General features: G+C 42.2%; 15 protein-coding genes and 7 pseudogenes. 3 read left to right on the top strand and 19 right to left on the bottom strand.

Annotated features, from left to right (window positions below; genetic code table 11):
* The 7 genes and pseudogenes from TT11_RS00110 to TT11_RS00080 all read right to left on the bottom strand — a co-directional run bounded on the left by TT11_RS00110 (window position 1) and on the right by TT11_RS00080 (window position 5,204).
* Complete coding sequence (locus TT11_RS00110) at window positions 1-240, bottom strand: hypothetical protein (RefSeq protein ID WP_261868678.1); 240 nt, start codon at window positions 238-240, stop codon at window positions 1-3.
* Between the two features lie 146 nt (window positions 241-386).
* Entirely contained in the window at window positions 387-821 is a 435-nt protein-coding gene (locus TT11_RS00105) for a tetratricopeptide repeat protein (RefSeq protein ID WP_261868676.1), read from the bottom strand.
* On the bottom strand, window positions 760-1,182 hold the full coding sequence (locus tag TT11_RS00100; protein WP_261868674.1) for a tetratricopeptide repeat protein: 423 nt from the start codon (window positions 1,180-1,182) through the stop codon (window positions 760-762). The genes TT11_RS00105 and TT11_RS00100 overlap by 62 nt, the downstream gene beginning before the upstream one ends.
* Before the next feature lie 69 nt (window positions 1,183-1,251).
* Window positions 1,252-2,541, bottom strand: coding sequence for a histidine--tRNA ligase (gene hisS / locus TT11_RS00095; protein WP_261868673.1), 1,290 nt, complete (start codon window positions 2,539-2,541; stop codon window positions 1,252-1,254).
* 123 nt (window positions 2,542-2,664) lie between these two features.
* Window positions 2,665-3,781: pseudogene (ispG, locus tag TT11_RS00090) on the bottom strand (flavodoxin-dependent (E)-4-hydroxy-3-methylbut-2-enyl-diphosphate synthase).
* Between the two features lie 158 nt (window positions 3,782-3,939).
* Window positions 3,940-4,752 (bottom strand): helix-turn-helix domain-containing protein, encoded by an 813-nt coding sequence (locus TT11_RS00085; protein WP_191115367.1) that lies wholly within the window; start codon window positions 4,750-4,752, stop codon window positions 3,940-3,942.
* On the bottom strand, window positions 4,749-5,204 hold the full coding sequence (locus TT11_RS00080) for a hypothetical protein (protein ID WP_261868672.1): 456 nt from the start codon (window positions 5,202-5,204) through the stop codon (window positions 4,749-4,751). Before TT11_RS00080 ends, TT11_RS00085 begins: the two co-directional genes overlap by 4 nt.
* 98 nt (window positions 5,205-5,302) lie before the next feature.
* On the opposite strand from TT11_RS00080, the gene TT11_RS00075 reads away from it, so the two are divergent.
* Window positions 5,303-5,428: a hypothetical protein gene (locus TT11_RS00075; protein WP_261868670.1), complete on the top strand. Its 126-nt coding sequence runs from the start codon at window positions 5,303-5,305 to the stop codon at window positions 5,426-5,428.
* A gap of 29 nt (window positions 5,429-5,457) precedes the next feature.
* Here the strand turns inward: TT11_RS00075 and TT11_RS00070 are convergent, their stop codons facing one another.
* From TT11_RS00070 to TT11_RS00045, 6 genes and pseudogenes are all read right to left on the bottom strand, one after another.
* On the bottom strand, window positions 5,458-5,682 hold the full coding sequence (locus tag TT11_RS00070; RefSeq protein WP_261868668.1) for a hypothetical protein: 225 nt from the start codon (window positions 5,680-5,682) through the stop codon (window positions 5,458-5,460).
* Between the two features lie 214 nt (window positions 5,683-5,896).
* Window positions 5,897-7,129: pseudogene (rlmN, locus tag TT11_RS00065) on the bottom strand (23S rRNA (adenine(2503)-C(2))-methyltransferase RlmN).
* A 511-nt stretch (window positions 7,130-7,640) separates the two neighbouring features.
* Window positions 7,641-8,072 (bottom strand): nucleoside-diphosphate kinase, encoded by a 432-nt coding sequence (gene ndk, locus TT11_RS00060; protein WP_057759031.1) that lies wholly within the window; start codon window positions 8,070-8,072, stop codon window positions 7,641-7,643.
* A gap of 477 nt (window positions 8,073-8,549) precedes the next feature.
* The gene (locus TT11_RS00055; protein WP_261868666.1) at window positions 8,550-8,912 is read right to left on the bottom strand and encodes a lysozyme inhibitor LprI family protein; all 363 of its coding nucleotides are present in this window, start codon (window positions 8,910-8,912) and stop codon (window positions 8,550-8,552) included.
* 257 nt (window positions 8,913-9,169) lie between these two features.
* Window positions 9,170-10,458 (bottom strand): annotated as a pseudogene (locus tag TT11_RS00050) (adenylosuccinate synthase).
* Between the two features lie 197 nt (window positions 10,459-10,655).
* Window positions 10,656-11,954, bottom strand: a complete 1,299-nt coding sequence (locus tag TT11_RS00045) for an ATP phosphoribosyltransferase regulatory subunit (protein ID WP_238053250.1) — start codon at window positions 11,952-11,954, stop codon at window positions 10,656-10,658.
* 490 nt (window positions 11,955-12,444) lie between these two features.
* On the opposite strand from TT11_RS00045, the gene TT11_RS00040 reads away from it, so the two are divergent.
* Together TT11_RS00040 and corA are read left to right on the top strand one after the other, a co-directional pair.
* On the top strand, window positions 12,445-12,837 hold the full coding sequence (locus tag TT11_RS00040) for a DUF2237 family protein (protein WP_261868664.1): 393 nt from the start codon (window positions 12,445-12,447) through the stop codon (window positions 12,835-12,837).
* 140 nt (window positions 12,838-12,977) lie between these two features.
* Window positions 12,978-14,131: pseudogene (gene corA, locus TT11_RS00035) on the top strand (magnesium/cobalt transporter CorA).
* Between the two features lie 79 nt (window positions 14,132-14,210).
* On the opposite strand, the gene TT11_RS00030 reads toward corA, so the two are convergent.
* The 6 genes and pseudogenes from TT11_RS00030 to TT11_RS00005 form a co-directional block, all read right to left on the bottom strand.
* Window positions 14,211-14,729, bottom strand: coding sequence for a phosphate-starvation-inducible protein PsiE (locus TT11_RS00030; protein ID WP_057759021.1), 519 nt, complete (start codon window positions 14,727-14,729; stop codon window positions 14,211-14,213).
* A gap of 99 nt (window positions 14,730-14,828) precedes the next feature.
* Window positions 14,829-15,707 carry a bifunctional methylenetetrahydrofolate dehydrogenase/methenyltetrahydrofolate cyclohydrolase FolD gene (folD, locus tag TT11_RS00025; RefSeq protein ID WP_261868662.1) on the bottom strand — a complete coding sequence of 293 codons (879 nt, stop codon included), beginning with the start codon at window positions 15,705-15,707 and terminating at the stop codon, window positions 14,829-14,831.
* 278 nt (window positions 15,708-15,985) lie between these two features.
* A pseudogene (locus TT11_RS00020) lies at window positions 15,986-17,186 on the bottom strand (DegT/DnrJ/EryC1/StrS family aminotransferase).
* A gap of 144 nt (window positions 17,187-17,330) precedes the next feature.
* A pseudogene (locus TT11_RS00015) lies at window positions 17,331-17,943 on the bottom strand (sugar transferase).
* Window positions 17,944-19,071: pseudogene (locus tag TT11_RS00010) on the bottom strand (glycosyltransferase family 4 protein).
* Between the two features lie 58 nt (window positions 19,072-19,129).
* Window positions 19,130-19,887, bottom strand: a 758-nt coding sequence (locus tag TT11_RS00005) for a hypothetical protein (protein ID WP_261868660.1), incomplete at its 5' end; no start/stop codon positions are given.

Raw genomic sequence — 19,887 nt, 5'->3', positions numbered from 1 at the left:
CTAACGGATCTTTTTTTGCTGGCTTTTTTTATTGCCAACATCGGTACTGAAAACAGGCTGTAGTACGCTAATCGGCTGAGCGATTTGTACCAATTTTACCGGATCATTAACCACAGGCTTAATACCGCGATTACATCCAATCACTGCCGTGCTCATTACTGCCAGTACGGCCACATGCATAACTGTCTTTTTGATAGTCTTGGTGTTTAATATTTTGCTAGAGCGAATAGATTGAGTCATTGTATGTTCTCACTACAGATAAATTATTATTAATTGGTAAATTGGCCAACCGCAAATTAGTAATCATTAGGTTATATTAAAAAAGAGCTTTGGCTGATTACCAACTCTCAATACTATACTACTGACTTAATATCTAGCCTACTGACTTACTGCCCTGCTTCGACAGCGACTTCGTTCGAGGTATCCATCACTAGCGACGGCTCAGGAGCAGATGGCTCTTGAACAAGACTGGTTTGTTCAGCAATCGGCTCAGCCGTGATACCTAAGCTTTCCATCTTTAATGCCAATACTGCACGCGTTTCTTGACGGCTACGTAATAGCTCCCACGCATTGCTATAAGATTTAATCGCTGAATCTTTATTGTCTTGCGCTAGGTAAATATCCCCTAGCAGCTCCTGCTGACTTGCTTCAAACGAGCTTGGCATATCATTGTTTGCTTCTGAAAGTGCAGCATCTGTATCACCTGCAGCCAATAATGTTTTTGCATAGCGTAAACGAGTAATCGCTTCCAGACCAGCATCACCCAAATCGATGGCCAATGCTTTTTTTGAATGTCTCAGTCGCTGCTGCAAAGTCATCATTGTCTACTTGTTGACGTGCTTTTATCATTAGCGCTTGCCATGCATAAACCGACTCACCGTGCGTGCTGACCAAAGTATCAATATCTTTGTCTAGTTGGCTACGACTTTGGGTAAGTGCTTCTTGAGCCTCTGCCTCCAAATCTGGGTTTTGCGAGGCCAGTTTGACCTCTTCGTTTAGCTGCTGAATATCAGCATATTGATCGGCGGCGACGGTATCTACTCGCGCATGATTGTTTTGCCAGTATGTCCAACCAAAGTAGGCGGCCAGTGCTAACAAAATCGCAGTAACGATATAACTACCATATTGCTTTAGCGCTTGCATGGAGTTATCTGCATTCGGCGAATTAGGTGTCAGAGCCATATATATTTACCTGATAAAATTTACATTAAATTGCTAGTACTACAAACAAAGCTGATTAGTCAAAGTCAATTAGCCACGAGAAAAGTTATCTTTATTTGATAGCCAATCTTGGGCGACCGTCTTTTGCTCACCTGTCTGCATGTCTTTAATACTAATCGTATTATCATCCAGCTCTTGCTGTGCGATGATGACTGTCAATGCCGCGCCTGACTTGTCTGCCTTCTTCATTTGCGCTTTTAGACTCGTGGCACTGGCCATCTTTACTCGTACATCTGGACGACTGTGACGTAAGTTCTGTGCATAGCTTATACCAGCACTATATACCTCAGGATGGGCCACAACGAATACATCACAAGCAGGTATGTCAGCAATCGGCGCTACCGCTTCTATCAGTAATAATAGACGCTCAAGCCCCATTGCAAAACCAACACCAGGCTCAGATTTTACTGGTTTACTACCATCTGTACCGATTGATTTTAATTGCCCTACTAGCCCGTCATAACGACCACCCGCACAAACGGTAGCTTGGCTTCCAAGCTTATCTGTTACCCACTCAAATACCGTTTTATTGTAATAATCAAGGCCACGTACTAAGTGCGGATTGATTTCAAAATCGATATTAAGCGCAGTCAGATAGGCTTTGACCTGCTCAAAATGCGCCACACTCTCTTCACCTAAGAAGTCAGCAAGCTTTGGCGCATCTGCCAATACTGCTTGCGTACTCGCTTCTTTACTATCCAAGATACGTAAAGGGTTAGTCGTTAGACGGCGCTTACTGTCTTCGTCTAGCTGGTCTTTTTTATCAGTTAAATAGGCAACCAATGCTTCGCGATACGCATAACGCTCATCCAACTCACCCAAACTGTTTAGTTGCAAACGCATCTCATTGTTGAGACCTAGCTCTTGCCACATCAAATGAGTCATCGCAATCAGCTCAGCATCAGCATCCGGTAGTGCGCTACCGAAGCTCTCGACACCTAACTGATGAAACTGACGATAGCGGCCTTTTTGCGGGCGCTCGTAGCGGAACATTGGACCGATATACCAAAGCTTGGGCGTGTCACCACGTAGCAAGTTGTGCTCGATAACTGCACGTACTGCTCCAGCTGTGCCTTCAGGACGCAACGCTAATGGCGTTGGTGGCTCAGATTTATCAGTAAAGCTGTACATTTCTTTTTCGACAATGTCAGTCGCGCCGCCAATAGCACGGGCAAATAGATCCGTTTGTTCAACGATAGGCAAGCGAATATGCTCGTAACCGTACCTACCAAGTACATCAGCCAATATCGCTTCTAAATGCAGCCACTTTGCTGATTGGTCAGGCAAAATATCATTGAAACCTTTGATAGCTTTGATCATGGTACGGTCGTATCCTTAAATGTTTAACAGGTATTCTATTATTGTTTTCTATATCTTCAAATAAGCGCTATATCTAATTGATGCTATGACGATATAGCTTAACGTATCAATCTATTCTATGGCTTATTTTACGCGAATGATTTCATTCTCACGTTTTTTTGCCAACTCTTCTGCATGGGCGCGAACCATACCTTCTATTTCATCGACCAGATTGCCTGTATCAATAAGGTGGCTTTTTTTCACCCATACGATAGACCAGTGATCTAGGGGCAGCACCAACGATACCGATATCGGCCTCTTTTGCTTCTCCTGGACCATTGACCTTACAGCCGATCACAGATAGATTCATCGGTTCACGAATATCTTCTAGGCGCGACTCTAACGCTGTCATTACTTTAATTACATCAAACTCTTGACGCGAGCAACTTGGGCAAGCGATAAAGTTTACGCCGTTCGAGCGAATATTAAGCGATTTTAAGATATCAAAACCAATCTTAATCTCTTCTTCAGGCTCGGCGGCCAATGAGATACGAATGGTATCGCCAATACCATCTAGCAATAATCCACCTAGCGCAATAGCAGATTTAACAGCGCCCGTACGGTAGACACCCGCTTCCGTCACGCCCAAATGTAATGGATTATTAATTTGCGCTGATATTAAACGATAAGCATCCAATGTCAAAAACACGTTGCTGGCTTTGACAGATACTTTGTACTGGTCAAAGTTAAGACGCTCTAAAATATCAATATGGCGCATTGCCGATTCTAGCATTGCCTCGCCAGTTGGCTCAGTATACTTGCGCTGTATGTCTTTTTCTAAAGAGCCAGCGTTCACGCCAATACGAATCGGAATATTATGATACTTAGCACAAGCGACCACTTCACGTACCTTAGCATCGCTACCAATGTTACCCGGATTGATACGTAAACAGTCAGCGCCCGCTTCAGCAACGGCCAAAGCGATTTTATGATCAAAATGCACATCAGCGATCAAAGGCACGCTTACCAGTTTGCGAATTTCACCAAAGGCTTTAACGGTATCCATCGTTGGCGTTGATACGCGCATCAAATCAGCACCTGCTTCGACACAACGCTCGATTTGAGCGACCGTCGCTGCTACATCACAGGTATCAGTATTGGTCATGCTCTGTACGCTAATTGGTGCATCACCACCAACCGCGACATCACCGACATAGATTTTTTTGGTCAGACGACGATTAATAGGCGATGGCATTGACATACATAAATCCTTGAATCAAAAATAGAAAAGCCCTAGGCCTTTGTACATATAATATAAATCAGCTAAATCAGGATACACATGTGCGCTTTATTCAAACACATGGATGCTTCATCCAAACATATAAGTGCTTCATTCAAATTTGGCGTTTATCCAACTGACTATGGTGCCAATTCAAAAGTGGCTTGCTTATCTGTTGCATACGTATCTAACGCAACTGGTTGTTGATTGAGCATCAAGCTAACATTATCGATATTATCAATTTGCACATTAAACGGTGGCATACCTGACAAGTCATAGTTACCCGCAGACTGAGAACCATTTATCAGACTGTTTCCAGAAGCATCCGTGATACTAACCACAGCGTCGCTTGTCAATACAAGGTTTAGGGTAGCAGTCGTTGCAGCATCACCCAGATTCAATGCAGAGCCAGAAGCACCAACGCCACTTGCATCACTATTGATGGCGGCACCTTGGGCTTGCTCTATCGCTGACATGTCCTCCACAGCTGATACAGGCTCTTGGGTATTTTCTTTGCTTGCGTTACTCACCATGCGGAATAGGAATACCGCCAAGATAATCAATCCGATAACGCCTATGATCAATAGAGGGTTAAAGCGGATACGGTTATGAGTATCACGCTGCAAAGTCCCCATTGGACGCAGTGGCGTATCGATATTACTGGCTGATTTGGCCTTTAGCTCATTAGGATAGGCGGCATCGAAGCTACTAGCGATTTTTGCTGAATCTAAGCCCAAATATTTGGCATAGTTAATCGCAAAACCACGAGCAAACGCAGCCTGTGGTAGCTCAGCGAAATTTTCGCTTTCTAGCGCTTCTAGATGACGCTTTAGAATGAACAGCTCAGCCGCCGCCGCTTCTAAAGTTACTTGCTTGTTTTTACGGGCTTGCTGCAACACGGCACCAAATGATCCCTGAGCGTTAGATTGAGTGTTAGATGATGGGGTGATCATTTCCATGGTGCCTCTGGATTGTTAAGCCAAGTCTTAAGTTGTTTTGCTTCATCACTTAGCGGATAAGCGGATAAAAGCTGCTGTGCCAATTGCTGGCGCGTTGTTATATTATTTTGTGCTGCTGCAAGCTTGATACCTTGTAAGAGCAAGCGCGGGCTAACACCCTGCCCCTGCACCAATATCAGCGTCTCATCATACAGTCTCTGTGCCTGCGGTACACGCTGTTGGTCGAGCAATAAATCTACCAATTCGATATGAGCAATGATGCTATTACGATTGCCATCGAGTGCCCGTAAAAATGCTTTTGAAGCGGCACTATCATCACCCAACTGTAGATAAGTACGACCTAGGTTTTCTAGCGCGCCAATACGGCCTTCATAGCCTAGCGTCGCCCCTGCAATCTCAAACTGTTCTGCTGCTTCACGATAGCGCTTTGTCTGTGACAGATACACGCCATAATTATTATGTGCTTGTACAAAATCTTTATCTAGCGCGATTGCTTTTTTTTGAAGTACTCATCAGCTTTGGCTAGATTGATACGGCTGCCTTCTTGCTGCAACAAAACGCCCATCATATCATAGGCTGGCGCATAACGGCTATCGGCAGCAAAGGCTTTTTCAAGCTGCTGCTGCGCGGTATCAAGCTCATTTTTTCGGATGTATTGCGCGGCAAGTGAGGTACGTACACGGGCGATTTCCTGCTGATCTAAACTTCGATCATGCTAGCGCGCGTAGATGTTTGATAAGGAGAGTTACCTAACAAATCATTAGTCGGGGTGGTCTGACAGCCACTTAATACAAGAACGCCAAACACTGCCAACAGGACTGCACGCTTTGGCAAAGCGGTTTGGGCAGCACTGATACTCGACTGCTTATAAAATTTAGAAAATGATTTTTGATATTTGAACTGACAAGAATTTTTAGAAGTCATCATAGCCGCCATCATAAAACTGGGATTCAATGCGTTCGATCTTCGAGGCCTCAGTTTAATAGATTTAACCCCTATAAGTACAATTTAGTTGTTATTAATTGCCACGTTCTGCAATCTTGACAGTCATTGCTACATTTTCTTACCATTGCGACAGACAAAAGACAGCTAAAACGCTATACCAGTCGAATATAACGTTTATCTTCTAGAGAACGTGCTAAACGCTTTCACGATCTTTGATGCTCTGCTGCCACGCGGCTGAGCGTCTAGTACGATCGGCAACTTGTCCAACCAACTGACCACAAGCGGCATCGATGTCATCACCACGTGTTTGGCGAATCGTACAAACGAAACCCGCTTCGCTCAATATATTACTAAACGCATGAATACGGTTGTTGCTTGATTTGTCATACGGTGCATGTGGGAATGGGTTGAACGGAATAAGGTTAATCTTACTTGGTAACCCTTCTAATAAAGCAACTAACTGATGGGCATGCTCATTACTGTCATTGACGCCATCAAGCATCACATATTCAATCGTAACGTGCTTCTTATGACGTGGATTGACATCATAGACATAGTTTTTTTGCCGCTGCAATCAGCTCTTCTAACGGATATTTTTTTTATTAATTGGTACCAGCTCGTTACGCAGCTCATCATTTGGTGCATGCAGTGAAATAGCCAATGCCACATCGATGTCTTGTGCTAGCTGATACATTTTCGGAACGACACCAGAAGTCGATAACGTGACGCGACGCTTTGACAGTCCATAAGCATGATCGCTTAGCATCAACTCCATTGAACCTACTACAGGTTTATAGTTCAATAGCGGCTCACCCATGCCCATCATCACCACGTTGGTGACGTTATTTTCCCATAGGCTATGGTCGACGTTTTCTAAACTTTCATTTTCATCTGTCATATATGACGCATTAGCGACCCATAACTGACCGATAATCTCAGCCGCACTCAAGTCACGCTCGAACCCTTGCTTACCTGTACTACAGAAGCTACAGTCTAGTGCACAGCCTACTTGCGAAGACACGCATAATGTCTTACGGCCATTTAACTTGCTATCATCTGCAGGGATAAGCACCGTCTCAACCAACGAGCCGCCAGTGACTTCAAATACCCACTTACGCGTACCATCATCACTATATTGACGATGAATCACTTTGGGCGGTACCACACAAGCATTAAGTGATAATTTGTCTCGCAACGACTTACTCAAATTGGTCATTTGCTCAAAATCGGTCACGCCATGCTGATAAATCCATTTAATCACTTGAGTTGAGCGGAATGGTTTTTCGCCAATACTCTTGAAGTAATCAGCCAGTTGCGCTTGCGTCATCCCCAATAGATTGGTTTTGGCATGTGCCTCATCTACTAGCTTAATGCTATCAGTAATCTTAGCAGGTACGTGCTGAGTAGGTGCTTGAACAGTTGACATAATAGGTAACCTTTTTGCAGAAGCTTAGATAGGCGGTGCAATTATTTATATGCTTTGCCATACATACGTGAGTGCATGAGCAATCCGCTATGAGCGCAGTTTTTCGAATTAATGAAAACATGCTGATAAGGGATTGATAACGCTAAGTAAAATCAATAATGAGGCAAGTCGCTAAGAATTTCAATGAATAATATAATTATAGAACTCTAAAGCGAATACAAGGCAGCCGACTGCAGATTGTACAAGTAGTACATCTGATGAGGGTAACGCCGTCACAGTTTAGTAATTCTTTGATTATAGGATTATTATAATAGCTAAAACGGCCTATACCCATAAGATATAAGCCGTCTCGCAAACCAATTATGAACAATCAATGTTGTAAATAATTCGTCTATAGTCAATCAAGTATAAAACTCATACAGGTAAGATCGGTCTAAATCGTAGCCGTCTTATTATAACAGTTACCTCAAACAAATCGAATGCCGCAAAAGCTTATCGCTGATTTATTATATTAGCGTGTACGTGCACAAACTTCATCATCGCTGAAGAAGTAGCTGATTTCACGTGCTGCTGATTCAGCTGAATCTGAACCATGTACTGCGTTTTCGTCGATGCTGCTAGCGAAATCAGCACGGATAGTGCCTTCAGCAGCTTCTTTTGGGTTAGTTGCACCCATGATTTCACGATGCTGAGCGATAGCATTTTCGCCTTCTAGTACTGATACCAATACTGGACCTGACATCATGAAAGATTTTAGGTCATTGTAGAATGGACGCTCAGCGTGCTCAGCATAAAAACCGCCTGCTTTTTCATCATCAAGTTGTAGCATTTTAGCTGCAACGATTTTTAGACCAGCTTGTTCGAAACGGCTGTAGATAGCGCCGATATGGTTGCCAGCAACTGCGTCAGGTTTGATGATAGATAAAGTACGTTCGTTAGCCATGAGAAGCTCCTAATAAATGATAAATTCAATAAAATATGAAAAATTAATGCGTTGTTTTAGCTTTAGCCACAATGTTGACTTGAACTGTTTTACACAACTCATGGTATATCAGTGTATAACCATAAGCGCCAACATCGGATTGCTGCCTATTATAATGATTAAGGCCATAAATGATAGGGTTAATTTATGACCATACCTTGCATAAAAGTAAATTTATAACAGTATCTTACTTACATCCAAGTTAAGTACTCATCAACAACAGATGCATGAGCTATCGACTTACTTACCTTATCGCTACTCATATTTATCACTTATAGCTACCAGACTGATTTTATAGAGTATTTATATCATTATTAATGATTAGAAAACCCTCAACACACCTTGCTAAGAGTTTTGCTAATACATACTACCAATCAAAACATTTAATCATCTAAGCGACTGTCTCGACAACTACCTGCATTGCATTCACGCACACGTTCATTCAAAAAAATTAACTCGATTAGCTGTCTTATTGGTGGCACAGCTCATATTGACAAAGAAACCATCACCATCGTTATAACTACATTGGTCGTTGCGCTCGCGCATCCACGCTAATTGTCCGCGTTTAAGCGTGGCTTTTTGCTGTTTGTTTAGGAGTTTACTCAATTTATTGTAAGAGTTGTTAAGCTCCTTATCTGCTTCCAAATATACTTTCGTGAGGCAATATAGCCCATCAAAGTCATTGTTTGGTTTGTCACAGTTTTCTGCACCCCAAGCAAACATAGGCAACATGAAAGCTGCGGATGTAACTATTGCTATAGAGGTATTGCGAATCGTGGATTTAAGCGTATTCGTTGTCATAGCAAATTCCTTTTTGTATGTTGATAAAACCAAATCCGTCTATAATATCTTACACTTAATTAAACCAAAATAATGTCAGTATATCCATTATTTATGATATTTCTAGATGATATTATAGCTAGTAGCCCTACTCTTACATTGTTGAAATTCAAGGTAATCAATCAATTTCTTGAAGTAGCACACACAAAAAACCCCAACGCTCAGCATTGGGGTTTTTATTGATACCAAAAACTATTTAATTAAGTTTATAGTAAAAACTAAGCATCGTACGGATCGCGCAATACGATAGTCTCTTCGCGATCAGGACCAGTCGAGATGATATCAACTGGGCAACCAATCAATGCTTCGATACGCTTGATATATTTTTTAGCGTTTTCTGGAAGCTCATCATAGTTAGTGATACCAACGGTAGACTCGCTCCAACCTTGCATTGTTTCGTACTTAGGTGTGACTGACTCGTAGAATTCAGCATCATGTGCGCCTGCACACTCAGTCTCAGGTAGGTTATAACCCACACCGATTAGCAGCTCTTCAAGACCATCTAATACGTCAAGCTTGGTCAAGCAGATACCTGACATAGAGTTAAGTACTACTGCACGGCGTAATGCTTCAGCATCGAACCAACCACAGCGACGGGCACGGCCAGTCGTCGCACCAAACTCATGACCGACTTTGGCTAAGTGAGCACCAACATCATCGAACAATTCAGTTGGGAATGGACCACTACCAACGCGCGTAGTGTACGCTTTGGTGATACCAAGTACATAGTCTAAATACAATGGACCGATACCTGTACCCGTTGATACACCGCCAGCAGTTACACTTGAGCTGGTTACAAACGGATAAGTACCATGGTCGATATCAAGCAGTGTGCCTTGAGCACCTTCAAACATTAGGTTTTTGCCAGCCAGACGTAATTGATTTAGGTCTTCAGTTACATCAGTAACCATACCTTTAATCTCTTCTTTCCACTCTTTACAAAGCTTAAGTGTCTCATCAAAATCAATCGCTTCAACTTTATAGTACTCAGTCAGTTGGAAGTTATGATATTCGATTAGGTTACGTAGTTTTTCTTCTAGATCTTCACGGAACAAATCAGCAAGTTTAATCGCACGACGTGCTACTTTGTCTTCGTATGCAGGACCGATACCGCGACCTGTTGTACCGATTTTACCAGAACCACGCTTGGCTTCACGAGCTTGATCAAGTGCCACGTGATAAGGCATGATAAGTGGGCAATTAGGAGAGATGCGTAGACGCTCACGTACTGGTACGTTGTTGTCTTCTAGCTCTTTCATTTCCTTTAGTAGTGCATCAGGTGCTAACACCACGCCATTACCGATAAAGCAAGTGACGCCTTCACGCAAGATACCTGATGGAATCAAATGCAAGACAGTGGTTTTGCCATCGACAACCAACGTGTGACCAGCATTATGACCGCCTTGGAAGCGGGCTACTGCTGAGCTTTTTCGGTAAGTAAATCAACGATTTTACCCTTACCTTCGTCGCCCCATTGGCTACCCAAAACTACAACATTCTTACCCATGATCAATCCTTACCTTTATGTATTGAGGTGTGTGCAATAAAAGCTGAAAATTAAAATGATTTTCTTAGCTGTATCTTTTTATCTCAGTGCTTCATGAAATAGAAACACTGAGATATCTAACAAATAATTTTACGTTCTCATAATTTGTACTGAATAATTTTGGCTACGTGCGCCATTCAATAGCTACTATCAGACAGTTAAACAGTTTGTAGCTGCCATTGACTGTCATCAGCCATGCACAAACGATGCGTCACATCATCTGGACTGTCCTGTGCATCTAACGGCATAGTAACGCGATAGCCTTGCTGACGCAGACTCTCTACTTGTTGCAGTAGCGTCTGCATCTCATCTGTATTTGCATTAGACAAAGCGGCAAAATCAACTAAGACAACGGTTGGCGCATCTAACTGTGTATGAGCCAGCAATCGGCTAACATCCATACTAAAGCCCGTGGCCGCACGTAACGCTTGTGTCTGGCTTTGCATACCATCAAAACGACCACCACGTACTAGTGGCTGCGTTTCGCTATTAATATAACCATTGAAGACGATGCCAGTGTGATAGTGGTAACCTGATAGCTCAGTCACATCAATACTCACTGGGCACTGCCATTGGTCTTGTAGATAGTTTTTCAGACGCTGTAGCTCATCAATTGCCGTTGCGATTTGGCTGTCTTGTTGTGCTGCATCTGATAATTTGGCTAATAGGTTTGCGATATCGTGGCCAAAGCGTGCCAACACATAAAAATCATCACCCATTGGCAAAGCACGGCAAACACGCTTGAGCTCTGGCAAGTTTTTATTGGCATATAAGTACATCAATTGCTCAGTATCACTGTCTGACAATTCAGCCAATTCAGCCAAACGTTTGAATATTGCCACGTGACCCAAATCGATATGAAGCGCTGCACTCATATTGAGTTTATTTACCATCGTAAACAGCACGTCTATCAGCTCAATATCTGCTGCTAGTGACGCACAGCCAAATATCTCAGCACCCAACTGTAGCGGCGTACGTGAGCCAAACAGACCTGATGGCAAGGTATGAATCACATCACCAACATAGCAATAACGCGCAATACCCGTACCGCCATGATGCGCATCTATACGTAAAATCTGCGGGGTAATATCAGCGCGAACGCCCATTAGACGACCCGTCAACTGATCGATAATTTTGAAGGTTTGGCGTTTCAGATCTTCTGACGCATCACTTAGCAAAGACTCAGTAAACTCGATCATCGGTGGGCAAACCAGTTGATAACCATGAGTAATAAGCTGTTCGATTAACTGATGTCTAAGCACTTCTTGCTTGTGCGCATCTTCAAACAGGACATCAACCACCCCATCAGGCAATAGCCAACTATTGGCAACATCACTGCCAAAGTTACTCAAATATGGCATGCGATTGGGTGCAGCACTGTTTTCGGCAGGCTGAGACACTGTTTCGTTGGTAGAATTTGGCTGGGCAGGTTTTGCAGAATCAGAACTAACAGACACAATAAATCCTTGTTTGGCGTATCGCTTACCAAAAACGCGGTACTGATGCGGTACTTAAAGGGTGATTTGCCGAGTATTGACGCTGTGTGTGTTTATTTTTAACGCGCAACATCATTGACCCAATTATTTATAAACAAACCAGGTAACCGCAAAAGGGTGAATAATAAGTATAATTTAGAATGATAAGACGAGTATCTTTATGCGCTAAAAAAATTGCGACAAATAATCAAGGCACTTTATGCTTTAGTTTAGCATAGCACTCAAGGTTCGCCTAGTGACAATTAGCCACAATCACTATCTAATTACAGTTCAATTGCCGCTTATTAGCTTAGCAGATGTAACAGTCATCATTGATGTGTTTGGCTCAATATTGAGCGAATAGCCAAGAGGTTTATTTTTTTGTTAACCATAAGATAATGAGCGCGATTACGGCAGCGTCATCAACACAGACTCATGATACACTAACACATATTTTTATCTCGGAAGCCTTATGTCATCTGATTACCACCCAAACCCTGCCATCAACCAAACCAATGTCTTAGGCACCGCACTTGCCAGCTGTTGTTTCGATCCCATCACTGGCTATTATCGCAATGGTTTTTGCCATACTGGCAACCACGATGTCGGTCAACATACCGTCTGCGCCAAGATGACCAGTGAGTTTTTAAACTTCTCTGCCAGTCGCGGTAACGACCTGATTACCCCACTACCTGAATACAACTTTCCTGGTCTCAAACCTGGTGACTACTGGTGCATCTGCGCGCTACGTTGGGTTGAAGCATTGGACTTCGATATTGCACCGCAAATAAAGTTAGAAGCGTGTCACGAGAGTTTATTGGCATTGGTAGATATCGATACGCTAAAAAGCTATGCCTATAGTTAGCATTGGCACACGATAAAACCGTAGCAGCGTTCACAGTATATTTGGATTATTGATTTTTTTATTATATGACAGGAAAGTATATGGAAAATGATAATAATCAATTGATTAAAAAAACGGCTCATATTGCGCCTGATTCCAATATGAATCATATCTACGCCAATATGAATGACAAGCATCTCTATTTGGACGATGATGATAGCTATATTTATGGGGATGTGGACGCCACTACTGAAGACACTATCGAGACCATGACGGTCTACGATCCTGACTCTGAACGCTATGAAGATATTGACTCATCAAGCGCAGGCGAAGTGGTCAATTGCTACGCTTACTCACGTAAAACAGGTGAGAACCTTAATAGAGTGGCGCTCAATGATGTGAGTCGTACGCTAGGTAATAACGGTCAGTTTATTTGGCTTGGGCTATATGATCCAAGCTTAGAAACCATGGTCAAAGTAAAAGAAGCCTTTGACCTGCATGAGCTAGCGATTGAGGATGCCTTTGCTGATCATCAACGTGCCAAAGTCGAAAACTACGATAATGACATGGTCTTTGTGGTGCTACGTACGGCCAAGCTCGAAGACAATGTCATTCGTTATGGTACTACTGCGATATTTATGGGTAAAAACTACCTCATTACGATTCGCAATGGTCCGTCAAACTCTTATGCGCCAGTACGTGAGCATTGTCATCGTCGTCCTGAGAAGTTACGCATGGGCTATCTTTGTACTGCATGCTATCCTCGATTTTATCGTTGATAACTATATGCCGATTACCGATCGATTGGGCCGTTACTTGCGCGAGCAAGAACGCTATGTATTTACCTCTGAGTTTGATAAAGGCACGCTAAAAAAATCTTTACGAGCTTAAATCGCAACTGGTACATATGCGCGCCATCATCTTACCTGTGCAAGACATCTGTAGCTTTTTTATCAATCATAAAAAAAGTGAGATTATCTCTGGATTTTCTCAAGCCGCTAAGCCTTACTTTCGCGATGTTAACGATCACCTATTGCACTCCCTAGATGCTATTAATGGTCTTAATGAAATGCTGAGCGTGGTGATGAACACCTATATGGCGATGGTCAATATGGGTCAGAATGAAGTCGTGCGTAAGCTCGCTGCATGGGCAGGTATTCTGGCAGTGCCGACAGCTATCGCTGGCGTTTATGGCATGAACTTTGACTTTATGCCTGAGCTGCATTGGAAATACTCTTACCTTGTCATAATGGTCATTATTATCGCCTTATGTAGCTATCTGTACTACAACTTTAAAAGATTGAAATGGTTGTAATACCAAACGCCAGGCATAAAAAAAGAGCAACCGCTAGTCGCTCTTTTTTATGTTGCTATCTTTTTGTAACGCTATCTAATTATTCACGGCGATGCTTAGTATGACTATCAGGTGCTTGAGCATTATCAGGCAATAGCGCCTTAACTGTTAGATTTGCATGCTGCTTATCAAGATTATCCTCTGGGCGACCAAATGTTTTGGCCGTCCAAGTCAGGATTACAATAGAGCCGCTCAGTAGCATGATGGCCACGGAAATTGTCGCAAGCAGCCATAAATGGAAATAGTCTGAAACTGCCTGTACATCAACCACCAAATGTCGTGATAAGGCCGTTATAGCAATAAATATCAAAAACTGTACTGGCAGTCGGTGAGTTTTAAAGTAGATACCTATCATAGCCAGTAGCTCAAGGTAAATAAATAACATCAATATGTCTTTTAGATCCGCTGAACCCTTTTGGACAATATAAATAAATTCTTTACCTGCAGTCCAGACTACCACTACACTGATTAGAAATAAAATAACGTAATGACAGACATCGACAAACTCTCTACCAATACTTTGTAGTCGCTCATGAACACCTACGTTTTTTTTAGCCATGTTTAGGTCCTATCAACTGAAATGTGGTTGATTTAGCCTGAGTTTATGTGACCTCAGGCCCCTTATATATCGGCAATCAGTATTCGTATGACTATCTTTTTAGCCGTTATTCAAACCCGCTGATTTTTCAGCAGCATCGACCGTTTGGCGAATAAGCGTGTTGATAGTCATTGGGCCAACGCCGCCTGGCACTGGCGTATAAGCGCTGGCAATGTTTTCCATGCCTTGCATTTCGATATCACCAACACCGCCATCATCTGTCGGATGGAAACCTGCATCAATGACAACCGCTCCTGCTTTGATCCATTCCGCTTTAATCAGCTCAGGTACACCTACGGCACCAACCACGATATCTGCACGCTTAATATGTGCTGCCAAATCTTGAGTTCTTGAATGGCAGATAGTCACTGTACAGTTAGCATTCAATAGCATCATCGCCATTGGCTTACCTAAGATAGCACTACGTCCTACGACTACGGCTTCTTTACCTGATAGCTCGATATTATAATGCTCTAACAAATGCATAATGCCCTGCGGTGTGCATGAGCCATAAGCTGACTGCTGCATCGCCATACGACCAAAACCAAGACAAGTCACGCCATCGACGTCTTTTGCTAAGTCAATCTGCTCAAAACAAGCACGCTCATCAATATGCTCAGGAACCGGATGCTGTAGCAAAATGCCGTGTACATCTGGATTGCTATTTAACTCATCTATTTTTGCCATGAGCTGCTCAGTGGTCGTGGCACTCGGCATCTCAACGCGTATAGAGTCCATGCCAACACGCTTACAGGCGTTGCCTTTCATACGAACATAAGTGGCAGAGGCTGGATCGTCACCAACCAATATCGTCGCTAAGCTTGGGGTGCGGCCAGTCTTTTCCTTAATCGTATCTACGCGCGTGCGCAGATCCTGTTCTATTTGTTTGGCAAGTGCTTTGCCGTCCAAAACGGTAGCGGATTCTTGGGCAGTAGACATAGTAACTCCAATAGAGGGTACGATATAAAAAAATAAAGACAGCGCGCGCAAATACTTTGCATGCCTGTCCTTTGGTTCGTCAATCTTTGACTAAGAGTAATATTGTACCTGTGTACGCTACAAAATCCTAGCGTAAGATAAAGCCTGTGCACTGATAAATTTTCATAATAAGTCAATTAAACAGTATTGCTTATATATAGGCAAATGTACCTTATGCTTTTAGTAAGAGTAGCATCGACCACAAAGTAAATTTCTAAAAATAATCATTCATTGCCATTTTATTCGACCATCGAATCAAACACGCTATCGATCGCTTGTATTGTCAGTTCAATTTCAGCCGCCGTAAGCGTAGGATGCACTAGAAACATCAGACTACTCTCACCTAGCTGCTTTGCCATTGGCAATCTAACACTTGGACGCAACCCTGTATTATCAAAGGCCTTCTCCAAATATACTTCTGACGCAGATCCAGAGAAGCAAGGCACACCTTGATTGTTAATTGCTTCAATAATACGGTCACGTGTCCAGCCATCAGGTAGATTATCGGACTGCACATAGACATATAATTTATAGTAAGCATGGTTAGCATTTGAGAACTGCGCTAAATGCTCTAGTCTCGGCACACAAAGGTAGCCTTTGGACTCCCATTTACTACAGGCCTCTAGTATGGCTTGCGCATTAGTAGTCCGTTTTGCTGTCCACTCATTCATTTTTTTCCAGTTGAATACGCCCTAGAACGCCTTGCATCTCAGTCATACGCCAATTGGTGCCAAAGCTTTCATGGAGCCAATTGTAGCCAGGTGATTGCTCCGTTTCATAGACTGCCGCATAGCTCTTACCATGATCCTTATACGCCCACATTTTACGCCATAGCAGTTCGCTATCGGTGGTGACCATACCGCCCTCACCTCCTGTGGTCATAATCTTATCTTGGCAAAAACTCCATGCCCCAACATGACCAATACTGCCCACGCTTCGCCCTTTATATCGTGCGCCATGAGCTTGTGCGCAATCTTCAATAACATATAAGCCATGCTCATCTGCCAGTGCGATAATACTGTCCATATCGCATGGCCAGCCAGCTAAATGGACGCACACGATACCTTTCGTCTTGTCGCTTAATACAGCTGTGATGGTCTCAGCAGTGATATTACCAGTTGCTTCATCGACATCTGCAAAGATGGGGGTCGCACCTGCATTAACGATTGATGAGATACTAGCAATAAAGGTACGCGGTGTGACAATGACCTCATCACCTGCACCTATATCGAGTGCTTGTAACGCGACATCCAATGCCAAGGTGCCATTACCCAACGCTATTGCGTACTTACTACCTACCCAGTCAGCAAACTCTCGCTCAAACTGACGACATTCTTCGCCTGTCCAATAATTGACTTTATTAGATAGTAGCACTCGACTGACAGCATCAGCCTCATGCTGCGTAAATTTTGGCCAAGGTGAAAAAGGGGTATTTAGCATATGTTCCTCTATGGTACTTATGTCTAATGTTGTGTCATGCTCTACGATAAACTGCTCACTATGTTATTAACCTTCCTATCTATCATGATTTGCTTGATACGCAGCTTTTTCAATTAGCTGTATTGCTATTAGCAAAGAGTACTTTTAAAGCATTTCTTCATTAATACTATTGCCCATGAATTTACTCATAGTCGCTTCTCCCTCAGCACTAATGCCATCTTTAACAATAACTTTTTTTCACTGTTTTAAATAAAATCTTGATATCCAACCACAGCGACTGATTGTCCACATACCATGTGTCCAATGCAAACCTCTCATTCCATCCAATAGCATTGCGACCATTAATTTGAGCATACCCTGTAATACCTGGGCGGACATCGTGTCGGCGCGCTTGTTCATCATTATATAAGGGTAGATACTCCATCAATAATGGTCGCGGGCCCACTAGACTCATATCACCTTTTATAACATTCCAAAGTTCAGGCAACTCATCAAGGCTGGTGTTACGCAACGCTTTACCAAACGATGTCAATCGCGCGCCATCTTCTAGAGGATTGCCATCTGCGTCTATATCATCCTTCATGGAACGAAACTTTATCATCTCAAATGGCTTGCCATACAGACCTGGACGAATCTGACGAAATAGAACAGGCGCGCCAAGATTCTTACTCACCTTGTAGGCAGTTGCAGCGTAGATAGGAGACAGCACTACTAACGCTGTCGTTGCACCTACAATGTCAAATAGTCGTTTTATCATTTATAAGCCCAACATATTTATTAGTCGTTTATTGACTTTATTCGCATCAAATTTCTCTTGTGCTAGCTTGTAGCTTCATCACCCATCTCTTTAATCTGTTCAGGATGTTCTATAAAGTAAATTATTTTCTCTGCCAAAGCTTTTGGTCCCATTTTTCTACTAAAAACCCATTTACTCCATCAACAACCGTCTCACGCAACCAGGTACATCAGTAGTGATAATAGGTCTTCCAATTGCCATCGCTTCTTGAGTGCTGCGCGGCACCCCTTCACGATAAGACGGCAGTACAAATACATGATGATTTGCAATCCAGTCTTTTACACTATCAACATGACCAGGATAATTTACGATGTTCGATGCAATCAACTCATCTAACTCTGATTTCTGCAATGCACCCATATTAGAAGCATCTATCTCTCCCAAAATAGTGAAATACGCTTCAGGGTATACTTTCTTTACTATTTTTATAGCCGAAATAAGATCATGAATGCCTTTTTCTTTCAATAAGCGACCAATAAATAAAAATTTGATAGGTTCTTCGATATTTACTATGGACTGATATTTGTACTGGCTTAGATTTAAACCAATACCACCTAGCACATTTACCTGTTTCACTTGTATTTTATACCGCTTCAATAAATCATTAGGATCATCAGTATTTAAAAATATAAGCCGATTTAACCGTGGCAAAGCAATTTTATACAATAAGACCTGAATACCTTTAATCACTTTTACCTTCTTGCTAAGGCCTTCAGGTTGATCTGTAAAACAATAACCCAATCCTTCGAGCATACCTACAACCTGTGGAACCTTTGCTATTTTTGCTGCTAACGTGCCAAAAATAACGGGTTTAGAAAAGTAAGAGAACACAACATCTGGCGCTATTTTCTTAATAACTTTGGACAGATGATAAGCTGCTGTGATATCCGCTAAAGGATTCAGGCCACCTCGATTTAGACTATAGGTTACAGGTATGGCACCCAACCTTTCTATCTTCTTTAGCTCATCTTGAGTATATTCAGAAGTAAACGCATAGACAGTATGCTGCTGTTTGACCAGCTCCTGAATAAGGTCAGCGCGAAAGCCATAAAAACTATAAGCAATGGTGCCTAAAATAATTATTTTCATCCATTCACCACCTATACTCTATTTGAGGAGGACTTTCTAAAAGACGATCTTTTAAGCCTTAAGATATAAAAAAACTGATATATATAGCCAAATAGTTGTATATCCTTAAACGTACTGCGGTGCCTAAATTATCGTTTCCGATCAACCAAACACTGCCGTAGAACACGAAAAATATAATGAGAAAACGTACAAAGCTGTCTGCTAACTTAATATTCTTTAATACATATATGAGCATGAAAAAGAAAGGAACGGTTTCGAGTACGAATAGTACAAGCGCTAGCGGGTTAGTAATGTACAAGCCCAACATCTGCCCTAAAAAGCTAATTATAAAATTAGGTATAAATAGTATAGGATTAGAGAAGCTGAGACCTAGAGTCGAGCCACCTTCCGAATCTTCAAATCCAGACCGATACTCAGTTAGCAAGTCCAAAACGCCTAAATAGTTTGCTGCAAACAGAAGTCCAAGATAGAGAAGACCTAAATAAAAAGCTCTACTTTTAGTAAATTTTATCTTTAAGAAAAGTAGACTAAGCAAGTAGGCATATCCTAAATAAGGTCTTATCTCTATTAAGAAAAATCCAATCGCCACAGATAATAAAAAATAAAAGACAGCACCAAAGACACTATGACTATTTAAGAACCACTTTACTGTCAGGCATCCTAATAGAAAACTAAAGGCCATAAATATATCGCGAAATATATCTGTTGAAAAAAAGAATATCGTTGGATGAATCAAGCAAACTAAAAGAGCGTATAAATAGTATTTTTGATTTCTTTTGAACGTTATGCTTGAAAGTCTAACTACCATAATGGGAA

The organism is Psychrobacter sp. JCM 18901 (assembly GCF_000586435.1).
Lineage (GTDB): Bacteria > Pseudomonadota > Gammaproteobacteria > Pseudomonadales > Moraxellaceae > Psychrobacter.
This window is presented reverse-complemented; position numbering and strand designations above follow the sequence as displayed.

Bases quoted from the DNA above. Each gene is read 5' to 3' on its own strand.
- TT11_RS00030 (WP_057759021.1), bottom strand. From the start codon at position 14,729: ATGGCTAAAAAAAACGTAGGTGTTCATGAGCGACTACAAAGTATTGGT.
- TT11_RS00110 (WP_261868678.1), bottom strand. From the start codon at position 240: ATGACTCAATCTATTCGCTCTAGCAAAATATTAAACACCAAGACTATC.
- TT11_RS00040 (WP_261868664.1), top strand. From the start codon at position 12,445: ATGTCATCTGATTACCACCCAAACCCTGCCATCAACCAAACCAATGTC.
- folD (WP_261868662.1), bottom strand. From the start codon at position 15,707: ATGTCTACTGCCCAAGAATCCGCTACCGTTTTGGACGGCAAAGCACTT.
- TT11_RS00105 (WP_261868676.1), bottom strand. From the start codon at position 821: ATGATGACTTTGCAGCAGCGACTGAGACATTCAAAAAAAGCATTGGCC.
- ndk (WP_057759031.1), bottom strand. From the start codon at position 8,072: ATGGCTAACGAACGTACTTTATCTATCATCAAACCTGACGCAGTTGCT.
- TT11_RS00085 (WP_191115367.1), bottom strand. From the start codon at position 4,752: ATGATCACCCCATCATCTAACACTCAATCTAACGCTCAGGGATCATTT.
- TT11_RS00100 (WP_261868674.1), bottom strand. From the start codon at position 1,182: ATGGCTCTGACACCTAATTCGCCGAATGCAGATAACTCCATGCAAGCG.
- TT11_RS00055 (WP_261868666.1), bottom strand. From the start codon at position 8,912: ATGACAACGAATACGCTTAAATCCACGATTCGCAATACCTCTATAGCA.
- TT11_RS00070 (WP_261868668.1), bottom strand. From the start codon at position 5,682: ATGACTTCTAAAAATTCTTGTCAGTTCAAATATCAAAAATCATTTTCT.
- hisS (WP_261868673.1), bottom strand. From the start codon at position 2,541: ATGATCAAAGCTATCAAAGGTTTCAATGATATTTTGCCTGACCAATCA.